The sequence below is a fragment of the Corynebacterium aquatimens genome, assembly GCF_030408395.1.
GTDB lineage: Bacteria > Actinomycetota > Actinomycetes > Mycobacteriales > Mycobacteriaceae > Corynebacterium > Corynebacterium aquatimens.
In genome coordinates this window covers 747361-771613 of record NZ_CP046980.1, presented here as the reverse complement: position 1 = coordinate 771613, position 24253 = coordinate 747361, and the positions used below count along the sequence as shown (strand labels likewise).

Annotated in this window: 18 protein-coding genes, 1 tRNA gene, 1 other RNA gene and 1 riboswitch; of the genes, 9 read left to right on the top strand and 11 right to left on the bottom strand. The window is 60.8% G+C overall.

What is annotated here, in order from left to right:
* Nucleotides 1–10: 10 nt before the first annotated feature.
* Entirely contained in the window at nucleotides 11–1336 is a 1326-nt protein-coding gene (locus tag CAQUA_RS03555) for a glutamine synthetase family protein (protein WP_196824489.1), read from the bottom strand.
* Between the two features lie 99 nt (nucleotides 1337–1435).
* Between CAQUA_RS03555 and CAQUA_RS03550 the strand changes: the two genes are divergently transcribed.
* Complete coding sequence (locus CAQUA_RS03550) at nucleotides 1436–3133, top strand: CYTH and CHAD domain-containing protein (protein WP_196824490.1); 1698 nt, start codon at nucleotides 1436–1438, stop codon at nucleotides 3131–3133.
* A 29-nt stretch (nucleotides 3134–3162) separates the two neighbouring features.
* Here the strand turns inward: CAQUA_RS03550 and CAQUA_RS03545 are convergent, their stop codons facing one another.
* Nucleotides 3163–3369 (bottom strand): hypothetical protein, encoded by a 207-nt coding sequence (locus tag CAQUA_RS03545; protein ID WP_196824491.1) that lies wholly within the window; start codon nucleotides 3367–3369, stop codon nucleotides 3163–3165.
* A 53-nt stretch (nucleotides 3370–3422) separates the two neighbouring features.
* Here CAQUA_RS03545 and CAQUA_RS03540 point away from each other — a divergent pair, with 53 nt between their 5' ends.
* Complete coding sequence (locus tag CAQUA_RS03540) at nucleotides 3423–4580, top strand: galactokinase (RefSeq protein WP_196824492.1); 1158 nt, start codon at nucleotides 3423–3425, stop codon at nucleotides 4578–4580.
* Nucleotides 4581–4598: 18 nt separating this feature from the next.
* Here the strand turns inward: CAQUA_RS03540 and CAQUA_RS03535 are convergent, their stop codons facing one another.
* From CAQUA_RS03535 to CAQUA_RS03515, 5 genes are all read right to left on the bottom strand, one after another.
* The gene (locus tag CAQUA_RS03535) at nucleotides 4599–6014 is read right to left on the bottom strand and encodes an RNB domain-containing ribonuclease (protein ID WP_196824493.1); all 1416 of its coding nucleotides are present in this window, start codon (nucleotides 6012–6014) and stop codon (nucleotides 4599–4601) included.
* Nucleotides 6015–6086: 72 nt separating this feature from the next.
* Nucleotides 6087–6503: RNase P RNA component class A (rnpB, locus tag CAQUA_RS03530), an RNA gene on the bottom strand.
* A 52-nt stretch (nucleotides 6504–6555) separates the two neighbouring features.
* On the bottom strand, nucleotides 6556–7740 hold the full coding sequence (locus CAQUA_RS03525) for a bifunctional RNase H/acid phosphatase (protein WP_196824494.1): 1185 nt from the start codon (nucleotides 7738–7740) through the stop codon (nucleotides 6556–6558).
* A 5-nt stretch (nucleotides 7741–7745) separates the two neighbouring features.
* Nucleotides 7746–8429 carry a zinc ribbon domain-containing protein gene (locus tag CAQUA_RS03520; protein WP_196824495.1) on the bottom strand — a complete coding sequence of 228 codons (684 nt, stop codon included), beginning with the start codon at nucleotides 8427–8429 and terminating at the stop codon, nucleotides 7746–7748.
* A gap of 22 nt (nucleotides 8430–8451) precedes the next feature.
* Nucleotides 8452–9609, bottom strand: coding sequence for a Nif3-like dinuclear metal center hexameric protein (locus CAQUA_RS03515; RefSeq protein ID WP_196824496.1), 1158 nt, complete (start codon nucleotides 9607–9609; stop codon nucleotides 8452–8454).
* 74 nt (nucleotides 9610–9683) lie between these two features.
* On the opposite strand from CAQUA_RS03515, the gene CAQUA_RS03510 reads away from it, so the two are divergent.
* Genes CAQUA_RS03510 through CAQUA_RS03500 form a run of 3 tightly spaced genes read left to right on the top strand, consistent with a single transcriptional unit; the run spans nucleotide 9684 to nucleotide 11945 of the window.
* Nucleotides 9684–10364: an HAD hydrolase-like protein gene (locus CAQUA_RS03510; protein WP_196824497.1), complete on the top strand. Its 681-nt coding sequence runs from the start codon at nucleotides 9684–9686 to the stop codon at nucleotides 10362–10364.
* Between the two features lie 6 nt (nucleotides 10365–10370).
* Nucleotides 10371–10880, top strand: a complete 510-nt coding sequence (locus CAQUA_RS03505; RefSeq protein WP_196824498.1) for a low molecular weight protein-tyrosine-phosphatase — start codon at nucleotides 10371–10373, stop codon at nucleotides 10878–10880.
* 6 nt (nucleotides 10881–10886) lie between these two features.
* Entirely contained in the window at nucleotides 10887–11945 is a 1059-nt protein-coding gene (locus tag CAQUA_RS03500) for an SURF1 family cytochrome oxidase biogenesis protein (RefSeq protein ID WP_196824499.1), read from the top strand.
* Between the two features lie 203 nt (nucleotides 11946–12148).
* Here CAQUA_RS03500 and CAQUA_RS03495 read toward each other — a convergent pair whose 3' ends face one another.
* Both CAQUA_RS03495 and CAQUA_RS03490 read right to left on the bottom strand, forming a co-directional pair.
* Nucleotides 12149–13252 carry a class II aldolase/adducin family protein gene (locus CAQUA_RS03495; RefSeq protein ID WP_196824500.1) on the bottom strand — a complete coding sequence of 368 codons (1104 nt, stop codon included), beginning with the start codon at nucleotides 13250–13252 and terminating at the stop codon, nucleotides 12149–12151.
* Nucleotides 13249–14736, bottom strand: coding sequence for an aspartate aminotransferase family protein (locus CAQUA_RS03490; RefSeq protein ID WP_196824501.1), 1488 nt, complete (start codon nucleotides 14734–14736; stop codon nucleotides 13249–13251). The genes CAQUA_RS03495 and CAQUA_RS03490 overlap by 4 nt, the downstream gene beginning before the upstream one ends.
* Before the next feature lie 151 nt (nucleotides 14737–14887).
* Between CAQUA_RS03490 and CAQUA_RS03485 the strand changes: the two genes are divergently transcribed.
* Nucleotides 14888–16489 (top strand): xylulokinase, encoded by a 1602-nt coding sequence (locus CAQUA_RS03485; RefSeq protein WP_196824502.1) that lies wholly within the window; start codon nucleotides 14888–14890, stop codon nucleotides 16487–16489.
* A gap of 1132 nt (nucleotides 16490–17621) precedes the next feature.
* Here the strand turns inward: CAQUA_RS03485 and CAQUA_RS03480 are convergent.
* The gene (locus CAQUA_RS03480) at nucleotides 17622–18662 is read right to left on the bottom strand and encodes an ABC transporter substrate-binding protein (protein ID WP_196824503.1); all 1041 of its coding nucleotides are present in this window, start codon (nucleotides 18660–18662) and stop codon (nucleotides 17622–17624) included.
* A gap of 74 nt (nucleotides 18663–18736) precedes the next feature.
* Nucleotides 18737–18861, bottom strand: a riboswitch (TPP riboswitch).
* Nucleotides 18862–18970: 109 nt separating this feature from the next.
* On the opposite strand from CAQUA_RS03480, the gene CAQUA_RS03475 reads away from it, so the two are divergent.
* A tRNA-Val gene (locus tag CAQUA_RS03475) sits at nucleotides 18971–19043 on the top strand.
* A 70-nt stretch (nucleotides 19044–19113) separates the two neighbouring features.
* Here the strand turns inward: CAQUA_RS03475 and CAQUA_RS03470 are convergent.
* Nucleotides 19114–19524, bottom strand: a complete 411-nt coding sequence (locus tag CAQUA_RS03470; protein WP_196824504.1) for a DUF3052 domain-containing protein — start codon at nucleotides 19522–19524, stop codon at nucleotides 19114–19116.
* Nucleotides 19525–19848: 324 nt separating this feature from the next.
* Here CAQUA_RS03470 and aceE point away from each other — a divergent pair, with 324 nt between their 5' ends.
* Both aceE and CAQUA_RS03460 read left to right on the top strand, forming a co-directional pair.
* Nucleotides 19849–22593, top strand: coding sequence for a pyruvate dehydrogenase (acetyl-transferring), homodimeric type (gene aceE, locus CAQUA_RS03465; protein ID WP_196825620.1), 2745 nt, complete (start codon nucleotides 19849–19851; stop codon nucleotides 22591–22593).
* A 101-nt stretch (nucleotides 22594–22694) separates the two neighbouring features.
* Nucleotides 22695–24215 carry a flavin-containing monooxygenase gene (locus CAQUA_RS03460; RefSeq protein WP_196824505.1) on the top strand — a complete coding sequence of 507 codons (1521 nt, stop codon included), beginning with the start codon at nucleotides 22695–22697 and terminating at the stop codon, nucleotides 24213–24215.
* Nucleotides 24216–24253: the final 38 nt, after the last annotated feature.

The window sequence follows — 24253 nt, the reverse complement described above, 5'->3', positions numbered from 1 at the left end:
CCTACAGGTTCTAAAGATTCAGGTTGCTTTCCAGTTCCCACGGGGTGATCTGGTCTTCGTAGCGGCGCCATTCATCCCACTTGGAGCGGAGGTAGAAATCAAAGACCTGCTCGCCCAAAACTTCAGCCATGAACTCGGAGCTTTCCAGCTGACGCAGGGCCGCATCGAGGGAGCCCGGGAGATCCCGGTAGCCCATTGCGCGGCGCTCACGGCGGGTCAGCGCAAAGACATCGTCCACAGCCGGATCACCCAGCTCATACTCATTCTCAATGCCTTTCAACCCCGCGGCGAAGATCACCGCGTAGGCCAAGTAAGGGTTCGCCGCGGAATCAATCGTGCGCACCTCAACCCGGCGGGATGCGGCTTTGTTCAAGCGGTAGGTGGGCACACGAACCATAGCCGAGCTGTTGGACACACCCCAGGTTGCGGCGGTCGGCGCCTCAGAGCCGAATTGCAGGCGCTTGTACGAGTTCACCCACTGGTTAGTTACCGCGGAGATCTCCGGGGCATGCTCAATGATTCCGGCGATGAAATGACGCGCCGTCGCGGACAATGCGTATTCATCGTCCGGGTCATGGAACGCATTGGAATCGCCCTCAAACAAAGAGACGTGCGTGTGCATCGCTGAACCGTTGTGCTCACGGAATGGCTTTGGCATGAACGTGGCCAGTACGCCGGAGGCCTCCGCCACGGTTTTCACAATGTAGCGGAACGTAATGATGTTGTCCGCCATTGTCAGCGCATCGGTTACCCGCAGGTCAATCTCCTGCTGGCCCGGCGAGCCCTCGTGGTGGGAGAACTCCGTTTGAATCCCCATGTATTCCAGTGCGGAGATGGATTGACGCCGAAAGCGCGGTGCCGCATTCTGCTTAGCCTGGTCGAAGTAGCCGCCATCATCCACCGGTCGTGGATCATCCGGACTTGTCAGCACATAAAACTCAATCTCCGGACTGGCCACACACTCAAACCCAGCGTCCGCCGCCTTGGTCAAGGTCCGGCGCAACACCTGGCGCGGGTCGGCGTAGAGGGGCTCCCCATCCGGCATCGAGATATCGCAGAACATCCGTGCTGTCTGCAAGTCATCGTCCACATCAAACGGCAGTGCTTGGTACGTCGAAGGGTCCGGAAGCAACAGAGTGTCCGATTCCGCAACGCGGGAGAAACCCTCGATCGAGGACCCATCAAACCCCACGCCTTCTTCGAAAGCGCCTTCCAACTCCGCGGGCGACATCATCACCGTCTTCAGCGACCCAAACAAGTCGGTGAACCACAATCTGATGAAGCGAATGTCGCGCTCTTCTACCTCACGCAGCACGTTTTCCTGTTGGCTGTTCATGTCCCCCACATTACTGAAATAGCCAAGGTAAACTCTAGGTTAAGAACGCACTTCACGTTGTTTGTTCCCCTAGAGGAATCCAAAGGAAGGTTGTCATCCATGAGCGCCAACGCCCACCTTGAGGTCGAAGCCAAATTCGCCGTCGACGAGGCCACGCCGGTGCCCGATTTCACGCGACTTACGGCCGTCGATAAGCGTGATGCTGACGTGACCCACAACCTCTCGGCCGTCTACTACGACACTCCGGACCTGCGGCTGACCCGCGCGAAGATCACCTTGCGGCGCCGCACGGGCGGCAAGGACGACGGGTGGCACATCAAGCTCCCCAACGATGGCAACGGCCGCCGCGAGCTTCACGCGCCGCTCGAGGATCCGGGGACCCCGCCCGCGGAGCTTATTAATTACGTCCGTGCGATCGTCCGCGGTGAAAATCTCATCCCCATCGCCCAAGTGGACAATCACCGCGTTGAGCAGGTGCTTATCGACGAAGGGGGGCAAGCGGTCGCGGAATTTTGCGATGACCACGTCACAGCATGGTCGCTCCTGCCCGGCGGCCAGCAGACCAGCTGGCGCGAATGGGAAGTGGAACTCACTGAGGCAATCGCTGACACCGCGGACGGAGCTGCGCTGCTGCATGAAGCGACAACGTTGGTGATTAATGCTGGCGGACGGAAGTCCAACTCCCCATCGAAGCTGGCCGCCGCACTCGGCGACTCGGTGAAGAGCGCGCCAACGCCACCGGTGGATGCTGGCGCGGAACTGGATGAAGACTCCCCCGCTGCCGCCGTGATCGCCGCCCTGCGCGAACAGCGCGACAAACTCATCGAATGGGATCCCAAGGTGCGCGACGATGAATGGGATTCCGTCCACCAAATGCGCGTAGCCACACGCGAACTGCGCAGCCTGCTCGAAACATTCGAAGGCATCCTCGTGGGCGACAGCCTGCGCCACCTCGAATCCGAGCTGAAAGAACTCGCCGCACTCCTCGGCACTGCCCGCGACGCGGAAGTTGTGGAAGAGCGATTCAACGCCCTCTTAGACTCCGACGAAACCGGCCAGGTGGACGACACCGCAGCCGAGCACATCCGCAACGACATGCGCCACGAGTATGAGGCCGCCCACCGCAAAATCGTCGCCGCCATGAACTCGCCACGCTACCTCGCGATGCTCGACGCCATCGATGAGCTTCTTGCCAACCCACCTTTGGCCGAGTCCTTTAGCAAGGACTCGGCCAAAGAGGATGAGGGTAAGGACTCGGCCACAGTTGAAGGTGAGGACTCAGCCAATGAGGAAACGGGCGAAGACGCGCCAGTGACCAGCGGTTCGTCGGAAAGCGAGATCCTCTTCGACCACTTGGAGAAGGCCTACAAGAAAGTGGCCAAGCGCCACAAGCTGGCGTTGGAGTACTACCCGGATACGACCTTGCCGCTGCACACGCGCGAGGACTACGTCCACGACGTGCGCAAGGCTGCGAAGAAGCTGCGCTACTCCGCGAATGCGGCGAAAGGCGCCGGGTTGAAGACGGGCAAACTGTCCAAGGCCTGCAAGCAGCTGCAAGAAGTCCTCGGGGACTTCCAAGACGCAGTGACGTCCCGCGACCGAATCGAGGGATTGGTGCGCGCTGCACGTGAACGCGGTGAAGACACCTTCGCTTACGGCATCTTGTTCCAGCGTGAGATCGCCCGTGGGGACGAAGCACTCAAGGGCTACTCGGAAGCCATGAACAACGTGCGCAAAGAGTTCAAGGACGTCAAGCCTGTTTCCAAGAAAGACAAGAAGAAGAAAAAGAAGAAGTAAGTTTCAGCTGCCCAAAACTGCGGCAGGATTTACTTCTCCCAGGAGGCCGGTGCACCCCAGTTGTCATCGGCCTCATCTTCGTCGTCGGCACGCTTGGTGCGCTCGCGGGCGGTTTCGAGCGCGCGCTCGGCCTCCTCGCGGGTGTCGTACGGGCCCATGCGGTCATCCCAGCCGGCAACCTTGCCCTCAGTAACTTCGCCGGTGGTTGGGTTAAAATAAAACTTCTGATCAGCCATAGCGCCCCAGGCTACATGCACACGGTCATCTGCGAATCGTTATTGTTGAATCCATGCCCGTTTGGACCGCGCCTGACACACCAGTTCTTCAACGAGTCTTCGATGCTCACGTTTCTGCGACGGGGACCGAGCCCACTCAGCGTGCTGACACCCCTGGGACGTGGGTGGTAGCTGGTGCGAACGCGGACCACTTCGGCGGCGTGATCGCGGTAGGGCTGACAGACCTTCGCCTTGCCGTGGCTGTTTCGCCGCGCACGGATGCGGACTTCTGCATTTACGGCAACTTTGCTGACGCGGCCGTTCCATCCGATGTAGCGGAGCGCGCGTCGACACTGGTCACCACGATGATGGGGCGTCAGATGCTCTCCCGGGATACTCAGGGCATGGACATCACGGTGGTGTCTGACATCCCGCTCGGTTCGGGGCTGGGCGCGCGTCACTCGTTTGACGCTGCGCTTGCTTTGGCGCTGTCCTCCCGCGACCCGGAGGCGAACACCGCCCCGGTGCGCACGCGCTTGGCGGAGGTGTGCCACCAGGCAGGCAAAGCCGGGGGCTACCACGTCCTTCGCGCCCGCCACACCGCGGCTCTTCGCGGGGCGGACAGTAGCGTCGCGGTGATCGACTACTCGGATGTTTCTCTCACCCAAGCGCCACACCCGCAACGCTCCCACTTCCGGGTCTTTTCCGTTGCAGCCACCCACGGGACCCCGCAGACAACCGAGCCGGCGCTTATCGCCAGCCGCGAGCTTTATGACAGCGCCTGTGCGAACTTCGGCGTGAACTCGCTGCGCCAGCTTCCGGACGCTGGGGATCGCGTAGCGGAATGGGTCGCCACCGTCCGCGACGTGAAAGGCGCTGATGCCGCACTCGACCCGGATAGGGCGCGCAGTTGGATCGCTTACGGGGAATCAGAGTCCAGTCAAGGTGAAAACGTCGCCCGGGCGTTGCGTTCCTTGCGGCCCCAGGACCTGATTTCCACTCTTGCGGAACCGAACGCCCACCCGGAGCTCACCACCCCCGATTCCTTGCTGGAGCTTATTTCCCTGCGCGGGGCAACAGTTGTGCGCCCCGCAACACCGGGAATGTCGGACGCGGTGATCGCTTTCGTGGATGCTGCACGCGCCGACGAGTTCCTCCGCACGCTCGACGGCGATGGCCTCGCCGTTGTTGAGCTGCGTCCCGGGAGCCCCGCGAGCACACCCAGCAGTTAGCTGCTTAGCGCTCGCTTCCTAATCCGCTGGCCAGGCAAACGCGACCTCGCGCGTGTCCACATCGGCGCGGATCAGCGACAGCATTGTTTCTGTTGCTTCCTCCGGCTGGCCAAGGCAGCCAGCCATGACCGGCGGGTCAACAACAAAGACGCGGGCCTGGTCCCGCTGCTCATCGGTGTTCAGGATCACCCCGTGGAAGTTCTGCCCCAACCAGGGGCGCAAAACGGTTGCTTCGGTGAGGTTCAAGCACGCCTTATCCACCGAGTTAGCCAACTGGGATGTCTTCCCCATCGTGGACACGACCTGCTCCGCATCGGCACGCACCCACTCCGGGACATCCGTGCCTGCGCACAACGCCAAGCAGACCTCAGTCGCGTATCGGTCAATTAATCTGCGCAGCGGCGCAGTCACGTGGGAATAGTACCCACCGATGCCCGCGTGAACTTCAGGTTCCTTGTGCTCCAGATCCACGTACCCGGCCCCGCGCAGCAGTCGCTGGGCTTCACGCATCACGGCCATTCCGCGAGGTGTGTCCGCATCAATGCAGGTAAGAAACGCCCCTACATCCTCGCCGTCGTCAAGCTCAAAGCCCAAGGCTCGCGCCTCCGTGCGGAAGGTCTCTACAGCCTCTGGCCCGGCCGGCCGTAACGTGCGCAAGAAGCCCACCCCAGCCGACTCCATCATTCGGCCCGCGACCATGCCGGTGAGCAAAGAGATCTCGGAGTTGTAATCCATCACGGCGTGGCGTGGCTCAATCATGAGCTCATACTGGCCCGCGCTCTCCCCTTGACCAGGGTGGACCTCCACCACGCGCACCGCTGGCAGACGCAGGTTGATCGCGTGCCTGCGTAAGGACGACGCCTCACGCAACTGCCCGACCTTAGGCAAAAGCGCAATGGACGGGTGCATGCAATCGGCGTCCAAATCTGCCTGCACACCGTCATAATCAAGGCGCGCCACGGAATGCACCACCGCGCGTTCCACATGAGCGCCTACTACCTCACCAGCGGCATCCAGCTCGAACGTCCACAACACAGCGGGCCGATCCACGCCAGGCAGCAGTGAAGCCCGGTTTTCACTGAGCTCTTCTGGGTGCAAGCGTGCAGGCTCATCCGGCAGGTACACGGTCTGGCCGCGCCGTAACGATTCGGCGTGGATCCCTGAACCTGGCTCCACAAACGCTGCGACATCCGCGATGGCGTACAGCACCCGATAGCCATCGCCATTGGCCTCAATGAACACTGCCTGGTCAAGGTCCATCGAACCCGCGGGATCAATGGTGACCAAAGGGACCGACCTCGCATCCACGCGCTGATCCGCGTAGCGATCCTGCGCGCGCGCCGCTTCCTCATGCAGCTGCGGGCTGAACTCGGTGGGCACGCCAAATTCTTCTGCGATCTCCCGGAAATCCAGCGGTGCGGCATACAGTTTCATACCGGACAATTGTCCCAGAAGATTCCGCCCTCCGCGAAGGAAAGCGCGAAGGAAAGAGCGTTCGAAGAAGTGCGAATGAGCCGGCACGTAAGCCGGATTCTGTACCCGCAACGTATGTTGCGGGCGGCGATCATCCATCTAGGACACCCATTGCTGGGTGCCTCAAGCAGCTACCTTCGGACTTCGGCGGGCAGCCTACTAGCGTCCGACAACCCCTGCCTTTTTGGGCAGGGGCTCTTGCCTTGCTCCCGGTGGGGTTTACCTGGCCGGATGTGTCACCACACCCGCCGGTGCGCTCTTACCGCACCCTTTCACCCTTACCTCCACCGCACGCGGTGAAGGCGGTCTACTCTCTGTTGCACTTTCCCGCGGGTCACCCCGGGTTGCCGTTAACAACCACCGTGCCGTGCGGAGTCCGGACTTTCCTCGACCCGTGCTTGCCCGCATACGCGCGCAGTCCACATTCGCCGCGATCACCCGGCCGACTCATTCGCGCAGGAAAGTCTACACCGTTGCACCCGTGCCGGTCATCTAACAAGGTTCAACGCAGGTGCGCGGTGTCGTTGATGCAGCGCACTACACCCACATCAGCGCCGGGTTCGTAGAACTCCACCACGTTGATCGAGGTGAGGTCCAAAAAGAGTCGTCGCGCAAGTTCAGGGCCACCGCCAAGAGCCTGGGCGATGAAGCACTTGATGGGCATCATGTGGGTGACCACCAAAACGGTTTGTCCCGCGTAGCGCTCCTGCAGATCTTTGCGCACGGCCGTCACGCGGGCGAACAGTTCCTCCTGGGATTCGCCGTTCGGCGGGGCCTGGCGCGGGTCGCCCACCCACGCCGCGTACTGGTCCGGATAGTCACGCATGACATCCTCGCGTGAGCGGGCTTCAAAGTCGCCAAAGTCTACTTCACGCAGGTCATCGATGGTTTCAATCTCGTGGGAGCCGAGAGCTGTAAGGCACGCTTGTGCGGTGGACTGGGCGCGCTCGCTTGGAGACGACACCACGGCGCCAATCGTCCCGAACCGTTTCTGGATGTGGGTGGCAACTGCGTCCGCCGCGCGGCGTGCTTGGTCCTGGCCGATATCTGTCAGCGGCGGATTCGATGATCCGCTGTACCACTTGTTCGCGGAGTGTTCCGTCTGCCCGTGACGCAAGCAAATGAAGCGCGTGGGTGGTGTCTTTTCCCCGAACCAATGAGCAGGACTACCCGTCGCCGCAGGTGTCGCCTCCGATGTAGGGGCCTGAGGCGCCGTCTTAGGTGCCGCTACATCCTCGGCGGTGTGAACGAAGGATCCCGTAACCACCCCCGGCCCGTCGCCGCGGGCGGCGGCGTCCATGGCAACGTTGGAGAGTTCATCAGCTTTCTTATTCTTGGCGCGGGGAACCCAGGTGTAGTGCACGGCGCTGAAACCGCGCTCAAGCACTTTCGCTTCGAGCGCTAGTTTTTGCATGTCCGGGTGCTTGATCTTCCAACGCCCGGACATCTGCTCCACCACGAGTTTGGAGTCAAGGTAGACATCCACCTCGTTAGCGCCTAGATCGCGCGCGGCTTCAAGGCCGCGGAGCAGGCCGTGGTATTCCGCGACGTTATTGGATGCTTTCTTCCCCACCACGTAGGCGATCTCAGCGAGGGTGCCACCTTCTTCGTCATAAACAACGGTGCCTGAACCAGCAACGCCGGGGTTACCGCGTGAACCCCCATCGGAATAGACCGTGACCTTCATTGCAGCTACGCGCCCGGGGTCGTGCGCACCAACAGGGCGCCGCAATTAGTACAGGTAGGTAGCTCCTCAGCGGGCGCATCCATGATCTCAGCGCGCTCGCCCGGCGCGAGCTGGACAAAGCACGCGCCACAGGTGCGACCGTTGAAGGACGCGGCGCCGACCATGGCGTACTGGCCAAGAACGGACGACGGGATCTCCGCGCGCAGCGCGTCAATATCAACGGAGGTTTCTTCCGGCAAGGCCTCTACCGCGCGGCGGGCTGCGTCGATCTTGCGGTCAAGCTCGTCGAGCTTGGCGCCATACACGTCACGGTTTCCGCGCAGGGCCTTGACCTCCCCATGGGCTTCTTTGAGCTCGTAGAGCAGGTCCGCGATGCGGGACTTGGCCGCGTAGCGGTCATGCTCGAGGTCCTTGCGTTTGTCCGGGTCGGTTTCTGCGGACAGCTGGCGCTTGTTATCAATGTCGCGCTTTTTCAGCTTCCGCTCGTCTTCCTGGATACGAAGGATCTCTGCTGCGAGGTCGTCGACCGCCATTTGCGCGGCTGCGGCAGCGTTCGCCATGCGCGGGCGTTCCGCCAGAAGCTTGTCCAGTGCCTCTTGCTCCGGCGACACCTTGCCGGGGTGCGCATTGCTGCGCTCCGCCTCAGCGAGTTGAAGGAGCAGCTTCTGCTTGTCTGGTGCTAGTTCCATGATTTTGTTCGCTCCTTGTTTCTTAGTCGGTCTGTGCGGGGTGCGCGGAGATCGTCCAGGGATCAGTCCGGCGCGTGATGATGTGGGTATCCACGGATTCATGCGAGTTACTGACAATACCTTCTGCCTGCGTGGTCCAGGGGAATTCGCTGGCCCAGTGGGCTGTGTCAATCACTGCCGGCCCGCCAGCACGCAGGTGCTCATCTACTGGGTGGTGCCGCAGATCAGACGTCACGTACACGTCAACTCCTAGCTTGGCCGCGTCACCCAAAAAGCTGTCACCGGACCCCGAGGACACCGCTACTTTTTTCACCATGCGATCTGGATCACCAGCAGCCCTCACGCCCCACGCGGTTGCGGGCAACGCATCAGCCACCTGCTGGGTGAATTCGCGCAAAGTCATCGCTTCGGGCAATTCACCAACGCGCCCCAGCCCCGTCGCGGTCTCCGGGTTAACGTCAGATTCCATCGCCGTAATGTCAAAAGCCGGTTCCTCGTACGGATGCGCCTCACGCAGGGCGGTTACGAGCCTGGACCGCAGCCGCGACGGCGCCACAAACTGCACACGGGTTTCGGCGGCCGAGTAGTGTTCCCCGACCTTCCCGTCCGTCGGGTCAGCGCCCTGCTGCGGTGTGAACCCGCCGCGCCCCTCCCAGCTAAACGCGCACTCGGTGTAGTTGCCAATCTGCCCCGCCCCCACGGCAAAAAGCGAGCTCATGACTCGCTCAACATCGTTCGGCGGGATGTGGACCCCCCACAGGTCACGCGCATGCTTATCGACGATCTTTATCGGGCGCCCCGGGACAATACCCACGAGTTCGGCGAGTTTGTCCGACACACCTGGACGCGCGGAGTCGGCGTTTGTGTGGGCGGCAAACAGCGCGCATCCCCCGGTGACCAGGGTGTGAATGACTTTGCCTTTGGGCGTGTTCGCGGCAACGGAGGTGACACCGCGCAACAGCAAGGGGTGATGCACGACCAGAAGATCAGCGCCAAGCGCAACCGCATCCTCAGCGACCTGCTGCGTGCAGTCAAGCGCAAACGCCACCCTCTTTGCCTCTGCGGCGGGATCACCACAAATCAACCCGACCGCATCCCAGCTCTCCGCTAGCTCCGGCGGGTACGCGGCCTCAAGAGTGGCGATCACATCGCCCACCGTTGTTCCCACTGTCGTAGTCATGTCTCCAGTCTAAGCACGCCCGCGACACCACTACCACGGACCGGTACCCGTTGTCAGAGCGGTGGTGCACTGCCATGCTGGACCGCGTGACCAGTAGCCAACCATTAACCCTCCTGCTTGATGTGGACGGCACCTTGATTGACTCCTTGCCCGGCGTCAGCGCAGCGTTCCTCCATGCCCTGGATGCAGTGGGTTGGGACCACCCCGATGATGAATTCATCGCCCGAATCCCTGGCCCGCCTATGGAGCACACGCTCGCGCGGTTGGGCATGGACGATGAGACCCGCGCCCGCGCGTTCGAGGCGTACATGGACTACACGCGTGACAAAGGCTGGGCGGATGCGCACGCCTTCGAGGGGTGGAGTGAGCTTCTTCCGCGATGGAAAGACCGGGGTCTACGGTTGGTCACCGCCACGTCCAAGGGCGAGCAGTTTGCCCGCGCGATCTTGGATCGTGAAGGGCTCCTCGGTTACATCGATTTCCTTGGTGCGGCGCAAGAAGACGGACCGCGCCGGACAAAAGCAGACGTGATTGCCTATGTCCTAGACAACGTGGACATCCCTACCGGCACAGCTTTGATGATCGGGGACCGACTCCACGATCTTGAGGGCGCAGCCCAGTTCGGTATCCCGACTGCCCTTGTGAAGTGGGGATATGGCACTGAGGAAGAATGGGCCCAGGCCGACTACGTCGCGGCCTCAGTACCCGAGTTAGATGCAATAGTTAACGGCTTTATCACCACCCACACCCCTTAAGAATTAATGACCGGAGAACCCATGAACACCGAATCCCACCACGCTGATCTTCACATTGACTTCGTCTGCACCGGAAACATTTGCCGCTCGCCCATGGCGGCGGTGATCGTGCAAGACAAGATCGCCGAGGCCGGCCTGGCCGACCGCGTGCGGGTGACGTCGTCAGGCATTGGCGGCTGGCACGTGGGTGAACACGCTGACGAACGCGCGCTGCACGAGCTGGCGAATAACGGTTACGACGGGACCTCGCACCGCGCGCAGCAGTTCGGCCGCGGCGACCAGTTCAACGCAGACCTGATCGTGGCGCTGGATAACCGCCATGTCTCTGAACTTGTTGCCCAGGGCGTAGACGAAAATAAGGTGCGCCTCTTGCGCTCCTTCGACCCCTCTTCCCCGGAAGGCGCCGGAGTTGAAGACCCCTATTACGGCGGCCCCGAGGGTTTTGTTACCACTCGCGAGCAGATTGAGGCTGCAGCCCCAGGCATTATTGACTGGGCACGAGGCGCACTAGACTAGGTAGGCGTGAAGCCGTCACGATCTGCATCCTCCCAGCCCACGACCACGGGCAAGGCGTCGTGGCGGCAGTTCCTCTCCCCCGGGTGGATCATCGCGGCTATCGCGATCATCGCGTTTTCCTACTTTGCGTTCACGTTCCTCTCTCCCTGGCAGTTGGGCAAAGACCACGCCATCAAGGAGCGCAACGAGCGCATTGAGAAGGCTTTTGAAACCAACCCAGTGCCTTTCGCGTCGATCGCGGGCGCTGATGGTTCTATCGATCCTGATTCCGAATGGACCCGCGTGACCGCCAGTGGGCATTTCGTCCCTGATGCCGAAGTTCTGCTTCGTCTGCGCTCCGTTGACGGCACGCCCGCATTCCAATCACTCACCCCGTTTGTGATCGAAGGCGGCCCGCTGGCTGGCACCACGGTCTTAGTCAACCGCGGGTGGGTCGCTGCTGATTCCGGTGGTACGAAAGTGCCCACGATTACCACGCCTCCGGCCGATTCCGCGACAATCACGGGCCTAGTCCGCGTCGACGAAGCGACCTCGCCCAACCAGCCGCTGAAGGATCAGGGGTATCAAATGGTGTCGTCGATCAACACCCAGCAGATCGCCGAACTGACCAACCAGGACCTCGCGCCGACGTACATTCAGCTGCTCCCCGACCAGCCCGGCGTTCTCACCGCGATCCCGCTCCCCATGCTGGACCGCGGAAACCACCTGTCCTATGGCTTGCAGTGGATCGCCTTCGGCATCATGGCGCCAGCCGGATTACTCTACTTCGCCTACGCCGAAATCCGCGAACGCCGCCGCACCCGCGCCGAACAGCGCGAAATGGAAGCGCTCACCGCCCAGAACGCGAAGGCATCCTCCGCAGGTTCCCCTCCGCCGTCGGCCGACGACACTCCCGCTCGTGCCGCAGAATCAGCCCCGGACACGACTACTGATGGAACCACAAGCGCCGCGTCTACGGAAACAGCCAGCGAGAGTCGCCCAACCGCACCGGCGCGCGCTCGCTACGGCTCGTCGAGACGCAATCCCTGGGCCCAGAAACCCTCGGCGTACGAAGAGCGCATGTAGCGCTGACGCCAATTCTTGCGCAATCGCGAGCCCGCGTCATCGAGGTGCGTGGTAGATCCGTACGGAAATCGGCCGATCGCGACCTGCGGTTTTACGCGCCCAAATCCGTACGGATCTACACCCCAAGCGGGCACGCGGGCAGCGGGCGCGGCGGGCAATCCTTGGGCTTGGGCTTGAGCGATCAAGCATTGCCCGCGGAGTGCTTAATCGTCGGCCTGCTTGGAGTAGCTCTTCATGTAGATCAACCGCATGAGGGCGGCCTCCACCTTGTTAATGGGTTTGCCCTTGTGGAAGCGGGCGTAGCGCGCGGCGCGGGCGTTCTTCTCCAGGACGAGGCGCACTGCGTTGGCCTCGTCGAGGTCGCGGCCGGCGCAGAACGCGTTGTTGCGGGTCAGCGTGGCTGCATACGTGCAGCTGTCGTCGGCTTTCTGGCCGACGAGCTGGGCGAAGTCGTCCAGGTACGGGCGCAGTTCGGCGGCAAAGAAGGTGGCCACTTCGCTGTCACGGGTGTTCACGATCACGCGGGCGTCCGGCTGGCGGGCGTAGATGATCTCGTGGATCTCACGGGTCTCCGCGTCCGGCTCGATGTCAGTGCTGCCGGCGCCGGTGGTGAGGTCATCGGGACGAACGGGGCCGTCGGTGGTGAAGTAGCGCACGCCTTGGCCGACGCGCTCGCTGTGAACCAGTGGCTGTGCCTCGGGCTCGGTGCGCGACAGCTTTGCCCAGTAGCGGGACTCGGCGATCTTTTCCAAAGCGTTGCCTAAGCGGCGGGTCTCCTCCGCGTTGTCGGACCAAAGTAAAGCGCCGTGTGCTTTCAAAAGCGTGACGCGGAGCGGGAACTTCCCGTAGGTCTTCTTCACGTTGCGGTGCAGCATGGGCGTGGTCGGCAATGCGTACGGCGCCACCGGGATGACGTCCTGGCCCAGCTCAGCGGCTTCCTCCGCGGTGAGCTCAATCGGGCTGGACTCAAACGTCAGGGCAGATGCGTACGGCTGGTGGGTATGCACCACGCACCCGGCGTCGGGGAAGCTTTCATAAGTCAGCTTGTGCATCGGGGTCTCCCCCGACGGTTTGTACGGGCCGGTCCAGTTGCCTTCCGGATCAACATCGTCGATATCAGCCTCGCGCATGGTCTCATAACGGCGGCCCGATGGGGTAACTAGGAAATGCCCACCGTCGCTACGCAGGGAGAAGTTGCCCCAGGTGCGCACGACCAACCCGTCGTCAAGCAGCTCGTGCCCTAAGCGAACGAGTCGCGAGCGCTTGTCGCTGGCGTTGCTTGAAGCAGCGGAATAAGCGGTCGTCACAGCTGGACCACCTTGTCAAAGACGCGCTCGAAGCGAGCGAGGGCATCGTCGACCAGCTCCGGCGTGTAGGCCGCGGAGGTGTATAGGCGGGAACCGGCGAGGGTAACCAAACCCTCGGCCATGTAGGCCGCACCCATGTGCTCCATTTCGTCCTTACGGACGGAGGTCTCCTTGATCACGGACGGAATCGTCCACGGCTTGGACCAGTCGATCGCGTGGTGCATCGTGCCCACGGTCTCCAAGTGGCAGACGGAGCCCTGGTTAAACGCGACGAACGGGAGGTTCTTGCGCTTGATCAGGTCGCGCAGGCCGTCGGTGAGCAGGTCACCCATGTTGTTGGCGTGCTCACACGCGCCGGTCTCGGCAATCTCCTTCAGCGTGTAGTAGCCCGCGACCGAAGAGATCGGGGTTGCCGCCATAGTGCCGCCCACCAGGGCCTTTTTGACCTTGGACCCGGACTGAATACCGGCAGCCAGGTACTGCATGTATTCCTTCTTGCCGCCCAGACCGCCGGCACCCGGGTAGCCACCGGCGATGACCTTGCCAAATACGGTGAGGTCCGGGGTGATGCCGTAGTGCTTCTGGCAGCCACCCGGGGAAATGCGGAAGGCGGAGACCACCTCGTCGAAAATCAGCAGGGCGCCGTACTTGCGGGCCAGTTCAGCCGCGCCCTCGAGGAACTCGCGGGACAGCGGACGGGTGCCAGACTCAGGGCCGAGCGGCTCCAGCAAGATCGCCGCGGTGCCACCGATGAGCTTCTTGCGCTTCAGCTTGCGCTCCAAGTCATCCAGGTCACCCGGGAAGAATTCATCGGTCTGGGCAAACACGTTCAGCGGAACGCCGTTGGCCTGCGTGAACTTGGAGCCCGGGACGCGCAGGCCGTATGCCAGCTGATCAGACCAACCGTGGTAGGCGCCGCCCATCTTCAGCACGTGCTTGTGGCCCGTCGCCAAGCGAGCGACGCGAATCGCAACCATGCAGCCTTCCGTACCGGAGCCGAGTGCGCGGAACATGTCCACGCTGGGCACAAGCTCGGAGACGAGGCGAGCAAGCTTTTCCTCATACTCGTGGAACAAACCCGTCGACGGGCCGCACGTGTTCAGAAGATCAATGACCTTGTTGCGCACGGATTCCGGGTTGGAACCCAGCACCGTCGGGCCGCCAGCCTGCAGAAAGTCCAAGTACTCGTGGCCATCAAGGTCGTAGAGCTTCGCACCCTCGGCCTTTGTGAAGACCAGCGGGAAGGGGTGGTTGAAGGCGAGGTTGTGCTGGACGCCACCGGGGATGACCTCCATGGCCTCATCGATCATTGCCTTGGACTTCGGGCACCCCTTCTCAAAAAACTCGGTCTCATATTCCTCGAGCGCCTCACGGCTGACGGAATAAATCGGCTTTTCAATCAGTGCGTCCAGCTCCGCGACGATCTGCGCGACGCCCTGGCGGTTAAGAACGGTTCCGTTTGCTTCAGGTGTAACTGAGTCCATGATTTCGCTTTCTCCCATGTGGGAATCGGCTAAGGTAATCGCTTAATTACCTGCTTATTTCCAAGCTTCCACACATCACCGTACACCGCGCGCGGCTTTTATTTTTGCTTTCCGATATATCGCGGCAGTCGCTTTGAAAAGGAGTTCCGTCATGTTCATCCTGGCCTACGATTTTGGTACCACCGGTGTGAAATCATGTCTGTTCGATGTTTCTGATTCCGTGGTGAAAGTGGATTCAGCTTCCCAGGGGTACGAGCTCCACGTCTTGCCAGACGGTGGTGTTGAACAGGATCCAGACGATTGGTGGCAAGCGCTCGTGGATACCACGCGAGTGTTGAAAAAGCGCAATGCTGACGCCGTTGAGCACGTCGCGGGCATCAGTTTTTGTTCCCAGCTGCAGTCGGTAGTGATGGTGGATGAAGACATGCGGCCAGTCCACCGCTCCATGAGCTACATGGACCAGCGCGCGGGTGCACAGATGAAACGCATCGCGGGGCGCGCTCCCCGCATCGCTGGGGTCAACGCGGCAATTGCCTTGAAGTCCCTGCGCTACACCGGCGCCGTCGCCGCGTCCGTGAAGGACCCCGCGTGGAAGTACCACTGGCTGAAAGACAATGACGCAGATGCTTTTCGACGCGGACACAAGTGGCTCGACGTCAAAGACGCTTTGATCGCCCGGATGACGGGGCAGGCCACCATGAGCGAAGACTCTGCTTTTGCGACGCTGCTCTACGACATCAAGGCGGATCCAGATTCGCCGCGCTTCCACCCGGAAATGTTGAAGATGCTGCAGGTGGACCCGGACCACATGCCGGACATCGTGAAATCGACTGATCAGGTCGGTCCGCTTCTGGAAGGTCCCGCCGCGGAAATGGGCGTGGCCCCCGGCATCCCGGTGTTCTCGGGCGGCGGCGATTCTGCCCTCATTGGCGTTGGCGCCGGCGCCACGGCCGTCGGCGATACCCACTTGTACGTGGGTACATCCGGCTGGGCATCCACTGTGATTGAGAAACCCGTTGTGGATGTGTCCGCCATGATCGCGGGCATCGTCGGCGCCATCCCGGGCCGGTACAATTACTTCGCCGAGTTGGAAACCGCGGGCAAATGCCTCGAGTGGGTGCGCGACCACTTAGCCCTGGATGAGATCAACATCTACCTCGAGCGCACTGCCGTTTCTGAAGCACCCGAAGACATCCGTATTGAGCTGTACGATTACCTCTCGCAGGTCATCGGCGAAACCCGCCCCGGCGCGGGTGGGGTCTTGTTCACCCCCTGGCTGCACGGCAACCGCTGCCCGTTTGAGGATTCCAACGCGCGCGGCATGTTCATCGGCATCTCCCTGACCACCGGTAAACGCGACATGCTCCGCGCCGTGATTGAAGGCATTTGCTACCACTTGCGCTGGTTCGTGGAAACCCAGGACAAGAAGGTGAGCACCAGCAGTCGCATCCGCTTCGTCGGCGGCGGCGCCCTGTCCCCTGTCACCTCCCAGATCCTCGCCGACGTTCTTCAACGCCCGATCGACGTGGTTGAGCACCCACAAGATGTCGGTGCGGTGGGCGCGGCCTTGTGCGCGGCGGCGGGCCTCGGCGCCGTCAACAGCACCGAAGAAGCCGCCTCCCTGGTGGAGGTCATCGCCAGCTACGAGCCGAACACCGAGCTCAAAGAGCTTTACGACGACATGTTCACCACCTTCAAGTCCCTCCACCCGGCGAACAAGAAGGTTTTTGCCCGCCTGGCACACCGGCCTTAGCCGCCATTCCTGACGACGCTGACACCTGGTCATCCAATAAGTGCCAGTGCATGCTTTTGACCTGCGGTTTTGCCAAGGCCTGTAATAACCCGGCGCCTCGGTGTCAGCGTTTACAGGATGGCCGCGGGATTCTGATTCAGAAACTCACGATTTTGCGCTCCGAGGATCTCCACACTCTGTTTATGACGTCTGGCCTCTCAATGTCGCGATATACGTCCCCGGTTGATTTTTCAACAACGTAACCGTGAGCGCCGTCTCTATCTGGGTCAGGCAAGATTAGAAATACGTCACCACCGTCAAGCCCGTCGAATCCTAACGACTTCGCCCCTTCATATCCCAGGGAGCGTTCCACAGCTGCTCGTGCTTGACGTAATGTTACGACCTTGAAATTAAATTTGTTCGGTACAGATTTAAGACTGCTAGTCATAACTCCCTCCTTCCTGAAACAAGGTGGTTATTCGAGCTGTTGGCTTAAAGTTTGTCATGGTTACCCACTGAAAGCTACCGTTCAAGCCGAATCTAAAGGCTTCGTCCGATTCGCAGCCCATTTGCGGATCGACCAAAACGACACCTTGGTCCCTGTGCTGCCAGCCCATTACATGGGAAGGGAATCCACGAAACCGTACCAAGCCATAGTCCCCGACTTTTGTCTTCGCTAGATCCGTTAGGACACTTTCAGCCGAAGTATTCTTCTTCTCGGACCATTGTGGGATTTCCCCGCGATCATTTCGCCACAACTTGGTGCTGAAGACTGCTGTAGACCCTACTACTCCGGGCGGGTCGTAAAGGCCAGGTAGAGCAGACACATTGTATCCTCGTAGCCTCATTAACCAGGCGTGACAAGACTGAACACAATTCTCTCGATCACCTGTAGGGTTCGCAAGGCTCAGCGCGGTGTCTTTGGTTTGCATTGGGCGAGAACGGTCAATGCTCCCGAATTTGGGAGGACGGTTTCCCCTCTCACCTTCTTTACCCCTCATATGCGAAAGCTTAGTTGAGGTCGGGCCGGGAAGGCCTGCGGATAAACAGCCTTGGGAGTGGCCATCTCGTGGACGTGAAAAACCCGCGGGAGGGCCCGCGGGTGCATGGCTGTGGCGTGGGGAGCGCCCGCGGAATTGGCCCGCGGGGATCCCTAGTCAGCGAGGTACTCGTTGGTGAAGTAATCGGCCCAGTTGGGTGGGCTGGTCAGTTGCTTGTTCTTGTCGTCGACAAGCAGATCGGCGTCGTAGAGGAACGTACCCAGCCCAGCCCAGCGCTCTTCTTTCTGGCGGCCGAACTTGCCTTCGTCGTCGAGCATGAAGTCCTTGGACAACATGCGCTGGCTGCGCTTGAGGAAGTCCAGGTCGGTGAGAAGGTCGGCGTTTTCCTTCTGGAGAATCTCGGCGGAACCATCGGGGTCCTTCACTGCGTCTTCGTAGCCGCGCTGCAGAGCTTGAACGAACTTCTTGGCTTCTTCTGGGTGATCCTTGAGCCAGTCATTATTGCCCACGACGATGACTTGGTAGCAGTCCGGGAAACCGTAGTCGGTGTAGGTAAAGTTCTTCAGCTTCACGCCGCGGTCCTCGGCCTCGATACCTTCCCACGCAACGTAGGGAACGGTGAAGTCAACGTCACCGGAGTACAGCGCTTCATATGCAGCGGTATTCAACGTGATGTTTTCAAACTCACCTTTACCGCCGGCGGCCTGGATGACGCCACGCATGACAGCCTCATCCGACGGGAGACCGAAGCTGCCGAACTTCTTGCCGTCCAGATCCTTCGGGGTGTTGATGTCATCACGCTCAGCCAGAACGCTGACCACCGTCGCCCAGGTCTGCTCCACGGCGAGAACCGACTTGATGTTTGCCCCAGCGGCCATGGAAATCGTGGCCGCGTCCTGGAAGCTGATGCCAAAATCAGCCTGGCCGGAATCCACCATGAGGTCCGGGTTGGAGTCGTTGTACGGCAGGATTTCAACGTCCAGGCCAGCTTCTTCGAAATAGCCCTTGTTCTTAGCCACGTACAGGCCAGTGTGGTTTGTGTTCGGCGTCCAGTCAAGCGCAAAGCGGATCTTTGTCGCGCCATCGCCGGAAGCTGCGTCATCCCCGCCGGCACACGCAGCGAGTCCCGCCGCCATGAACAGGGTCATGACCAGCGCACACATCTTCTTCACTGGGTTTGATTCTCGGTTCATATCCTTCGTCTTTCTGTTCAAGACGGAAGATGCCGGGACACATCCGGAAAAATCGGCCTTGACCAGGCCATGACGGATACGCACCGCGACATTCCCTCCGCCAGTACAAACTGGATCAGGTTCGACGGGTCTTATCTCAGCCCCAACCACTCACGCCGTATTTACTGAAGTGAGCGACAGGGCACCCCGTGTCACGTGCCTTAAGTTATACCAGCCAGATTCCTTCGAACCGTTACGGCTTTGCAAATACGTAAACGGCCTGCCCTTTTGTGAGACAGTGGGGCAACGTGTTAATCTTTCACCCACGCGCGCCGTTAGCTCAGCTGGAAGAGCAACTGGTTTACACCCAGTAGGTCGGCGGTTCGAGCCCGTCATGGCGCACAAATAAGAAGGCTGCGGTCCCCCACTTCGGGAGACTGCAGCCTTATTAGTCATTCCGTTGTTCCGGTATCTACTTTTTGGCGCCGGAGCTGGTCAGGCACGAACCTTGCCAATCGCCGAGGCGCTCAGCCTTGGTCTGGATGAGGCCAGCGAGTTGCGCAGACTCTGAGATATCGCCGGGGTGAACCGCGCCGGGTTTGCTGGCGCCGGGAGTGAGCAACCAGATCTTGCCGTCATCGGACAAGTTGCGGGTTGCATCGACCAGCGCATCAACCAAGTCGCCGTCTTCAGTGCGGAACCACAACAGGACTGCATCGCACAGCTCATCGGTGTCTTCATCAATCAGGGCGTCGCCGATGGTGTCCTCAATTGCTTCAGAGATAGCCGAATCACAATCATCGTCCCAGCCGATTTCTGCGACTATTTCGTCGGCGTTAATCCCTAGCTTCTTTGCGTAGTTTTCGGCACCAGCGGCGCTCACTATGTCCCTTTCTGTTTGGTTTCTGCGTGGATTTAGATGGACCCTTGGATGGATTCTTGTTAGTTCCGATGCACGTGAGGCATCCAAGAAAGCCTTATCGCACAGAATACAGCCAGTTTCTTATGGTTTCTCCACTTAAATACTCAACTTTTAGGTGGACTTTTACGTACGCTGGGCCGTGACGTGTTGGCCAGAGTTCTCTCTGGCCCTGACACCACTACGAAACACAGATACACAACGGAGGAAAGCGAAGTGTCTGACGAGGTAAACCCCGATCTCAACGTGCCAGGTGTAACCACCCCTGGGGCTGGATCGGATTCCAACATGCCGGTGATCCGCGACGGTGTCGCCTACTACATGCACGACTCGGACCCGGAGGAGACCAACGAGTGGATGGAGTCCCTCGATGGGCTGCTGGATAACTCCAACTCGGACCGCGCACGCTATCTGATCCTGCGCTTGCTTGAGCGCGCGTCGGCACGCCGCGTTCCGCTTCCATCGCTGACGTCGACGGATTTTGTGAACACGATTCCAACGCAGATGGAGCCAGAGTTCCCGGGCGATGAAGCGATGGAGAAGCGCTACCGTCGTTGGATGCGATGGAACGCAGCCATCATGGTGCACCGTGCGCAGCGCCCCGGCATCAAGACGGGTGGCCACATTTCTACCTACGCGTCGGCGGCGGCGCTCTACGAGGTCGGTTTCAACCACTTCTTCCACGGCAAGGACGCTCTGCACGGTGGCGACCAGATCTTCGTTCAGGGTCACGCTTCCCCGGGGGTGTACGCCCGCGCGTTCCTTGAGGGTCGCCTGAGCGAGGATGACCTGGATGGCTTCCGCCAACAGCACTCCCGCCCGCAGGGTGGTCTGCCGTCCTACCCGCACCCGCACGACATGCCGAAGTTCTGGGAATTCCCCACGGTTTCTATGGGCCTGGGCCCCATGAACGCCATCTACCAGGCGCGCTTCAACAAGTACCTGGAGGACCGCGGCATCAAGGAAACGTCGAACCAGCACGTCTGGGCATTCCTGGGTGACGGTGAGATGGATGAGCCGGAGTCCCGTGGTCTGCTGCAGATGGCGGCGCTGTACGGCCTGGACAACCTCACGTTCGTGATCAACTGCAACCTGCAGCGTCTCGACGGGCCGGTGCGCGGTAATGGCCAGATCATCCAGGAACTGGAAGCATTCTTCACCGGCGCTGGCTGGGAAGTAATCAAGGTCGTCTGGGGCCGCGAATGGGATGCGCTGCTGGAGAAGGACACCGAGGGCGCCCTGGTGGACATCATGAACAACACCAAGGACGGTGACTACCAGACGTTCAAGGCTAACGACGGCGCTTACGTCCGTGAGCACTTCTTCGGCCGCGATCCGCGTACCGCCAAGTTGGTCGAGGACATGACGGATGAAGAGATCTGGAAGCTGCGCCGCGGTGGCCACGACTACCGCAAGATCTACGCCGCCTACCAGAAGGCGCTGGAAACCACCGGTAAGCCGACGGTCATCCTGGCCCACACGATTAAGGGCTACGGTCTGGGCCACACGTTTGAAGGCCGCAACGCTACCCACCAGATGAAGAACCTCACCCTGGAGGACCTGAAGCAGTTCCGTGACCGCCAGGAAATCCCGATCACGGATGAGGAACTGGAGAAGGACCCGTACCTGCCGCCGTACTACCACCCGGGCGAGGACGCGCCGGAAATCAAGTACATGAAGGAGCGCCGCGAAGCCCTCGGCGGGTACCTGCCGGAGCGCCGCGAGAACTACACGCCGCTTAGCGTTCCGGACTTGGAGAAGACCTACAGGGCTGTCTTCAAGGACTCCGGCGACCTCAAGGTTGCTACCACCATGGCGCTGGTGCGTACGTTCAAGTCGCTAATGCGCGACAAGGAAATTGGCAAGCGCGTTGTTCCGATCATCCCGGATGAGGCACGCACCTTTGGTCTGGACTCCTGGTTCCCGACGTTGAAGATCTACAACCCGCACGGCCAGAACTACGTGCCGGTGGACCACGACCTGCAGCTGTCGTACCGCGAGGCCGTGGATGGCCAGATCCTCCACGAGGGCATCAACGAAGATGGCTCGACCGGTAGCTTCATCGCCGCGGCAACGTCCTACGCCACCCACGGTGAGCCGATGATCCCGATGTACATCTTCTACTCGATGTTCGGTTTCCAGCGCACCGGTGACAACTTCTGGGCAGCCGCTGACCAGATGGGCCGCGGTTTCATCGTGGGCGCCACCGCTGGTCGCACCACGCTCATGGGCGAAGGCCTGCAGCACATGGACGGCCACTCCCCTGTGCTCGCGTCGACGAACCCGTCGGTGGTCACCTACGACCCGTCGTTCGCCTACGAGCTGCCGTACCTGATCAACCGCGGTATTGACCGCATGTACGGCCCGGATGGTGGCGAGAACGTGATGTACTACATCACCGTCTACAACGAGCCGACGCACCAGCCGGCACGTCCGGAGACCTTCAACGAGGAAGACCTGCACAAGGGTATCTACCTCTACGACCGCGGTGAGGAGAACGAGCTCAATGTCTCCCTACTCGCCTCCGGTATTGGTATGCAGGCTGCGCTCAAGGCGCAGCAGATCCTGCAAGAGGACTACGGCATCGGTGCCGCGATCTACTCCGTCCCCGGCTGGACCGAGCTCGCCCGCGAGGGCGCTCGCCTCAACCTTGAGCGCCTGCGCCACCCGGGCGAGGACGTTGCGGAGCCGTTTGTTACCACCAAGCTGAAGGAAACTTCCGGCCCGTACATCGCTACCTCGGACTTCACCACTGATCTCCAGGAGCAGATCCGCCCCTACGTCCCGGGCACGTACAAGGTTCTCGGTGCGGATGGCTTCGGCTTCTCCGACACTCGTGGCGCCGCTCGCCGTTTCTTCAACATCGACGGCGAGTCCATGGCCGTCGCCGCGCTGATCGCGCTTGCTGATGAAGGCAAGATCGGCATTGACGTTGCCGCTGAGGCAGCTGCTGATCTCAAGATCGATGACCCCACCTCCCTCGGTGCGGTGCTCAACGATTCGGATGAAGGCCCGGAGAACTCCGTCGAGTAGCTCCACAGCCAGAGCACTAAGGAGGGTCGCAGCCACGCGGCCCTCCTTTTTACGTTCCCAGAATCCAATTCTTAGTTGTAGAAAACTATTAGAATGAAGCCATGAGCTTCGACGTTTCGACCGACCACCCCTTGGACCTTCTTATCGTCGGCGCGGGTTTGAGCGGAATCGACCTTGTGCACCACGTCAACCGCGCGTTTCCTGATTGGGAGTGGCGGATTGTGGATTCAAACTCGGATGTCGGCGGAACATGGGTGACGTTCACGTACCCCGGCATTCGTTCGGATTCAGACATGGCTACGTTCTCCCTCCCGTTCGAACGCTGGCCGCACAAGGGCTCGCTCGGCAGCGGCGGAAACATTCAAAAGTACGTCGCGGAGGTCGCCGAAGATGAGGGAGTCTTTGAGCGTTTGAGCTTATCGACGTGGGTGAGGTCGGCTCGTTTCCATAGCGACCGCGGCCTCTGGCAGGTCACGATGCTCACCCGCGGGGACGGAAAGCCTCTCAGCGAGGGTCACGTTGACGCCGGCGATGACCCGGAGATCACCGAACATGTTGTGTGGACCAAGCGCCTCCACTTCGCGTCTGGCTATTACAAACACCACAAAGGCTTCACGGCTTCGATTCCTGGGCTGGACAACTTTGCCGGGGAGGTAATCCACCCCCAGCACTGGCCGGAAAACCTGCACGGGGACGGCGTTCAAGGCAAGCGTTTTGTCATCATCGGATCCGGCGCCACGGCGATTACGCTTCTTCCAGCGCTGCACGAAATGGGCGCCGACGTCACGATGTTGCAGCGCACCCCAACGTATGTCGCCCCGCTGCTCAACCGCGATAATTTCTCGGCGCTCACGCACGCGGTACTTCCGCCAGCCCAGGCCCGCTCAGCCGCACGCGCCATGCACATCACCCGCGATATGGCTCAGTACCGGATGTGCCAGCTTGTTCCGCCTTTGGCCAAGCTTTATTTCTGGGGTTTGCAGCGCTACTACATCCCGGCCAGCACCATCAAGGAACATTTCAACCCACCGTACGGCCCCTGGGACCAGCGCGTTTGTAAATCCCCCGACGGCGACTTTTTCACCGCAATGAACGGTGGCGCGAAGGTAGTCACCGGGAAAATCGACTCGGTCAAGGAAGAGGGCATCGCGCTTATCGACGGCAGGTTTATCCCCGCCGACGTAATCATCACCGCGACGGGCCTGGACATTCAGGTTTTTGGCGGCGCAGAAATTTTCGTTGATGATGACCTGGTGGATCCCGCGGACGCCGTCGCCTACCGCGGAATGATGTTCGATGGCGTACCCAATTTGAGCATCACCGTGGGGTATCTGAACCAGTCCTGGACTCTGCGTGCGGATCTGGTCTCGCGGTACATGGTGCGCCTGTGGAAGGAAATGGAGAAGTACTCCTACTCCCAGTACGAACCCCGGTTCCCCACCGATTTGAAGGCAGACAAGCCGCTGCTTGACATGGAGAGCGGTTACCTTGTCCGCGCCCGCGATCGTCTTCCGGTGCAAGCCGACCGGGACCCCTGGGTGTTCAAACAGGACTACATCTATGAATATCGTCTGTGGGGAAACCCGCATTCGGACATCCGCAAGGACATGATCTTTACCTAGCCGCCTGGCGCGCAACCGCGAGCTTCTAGGATGGGTGC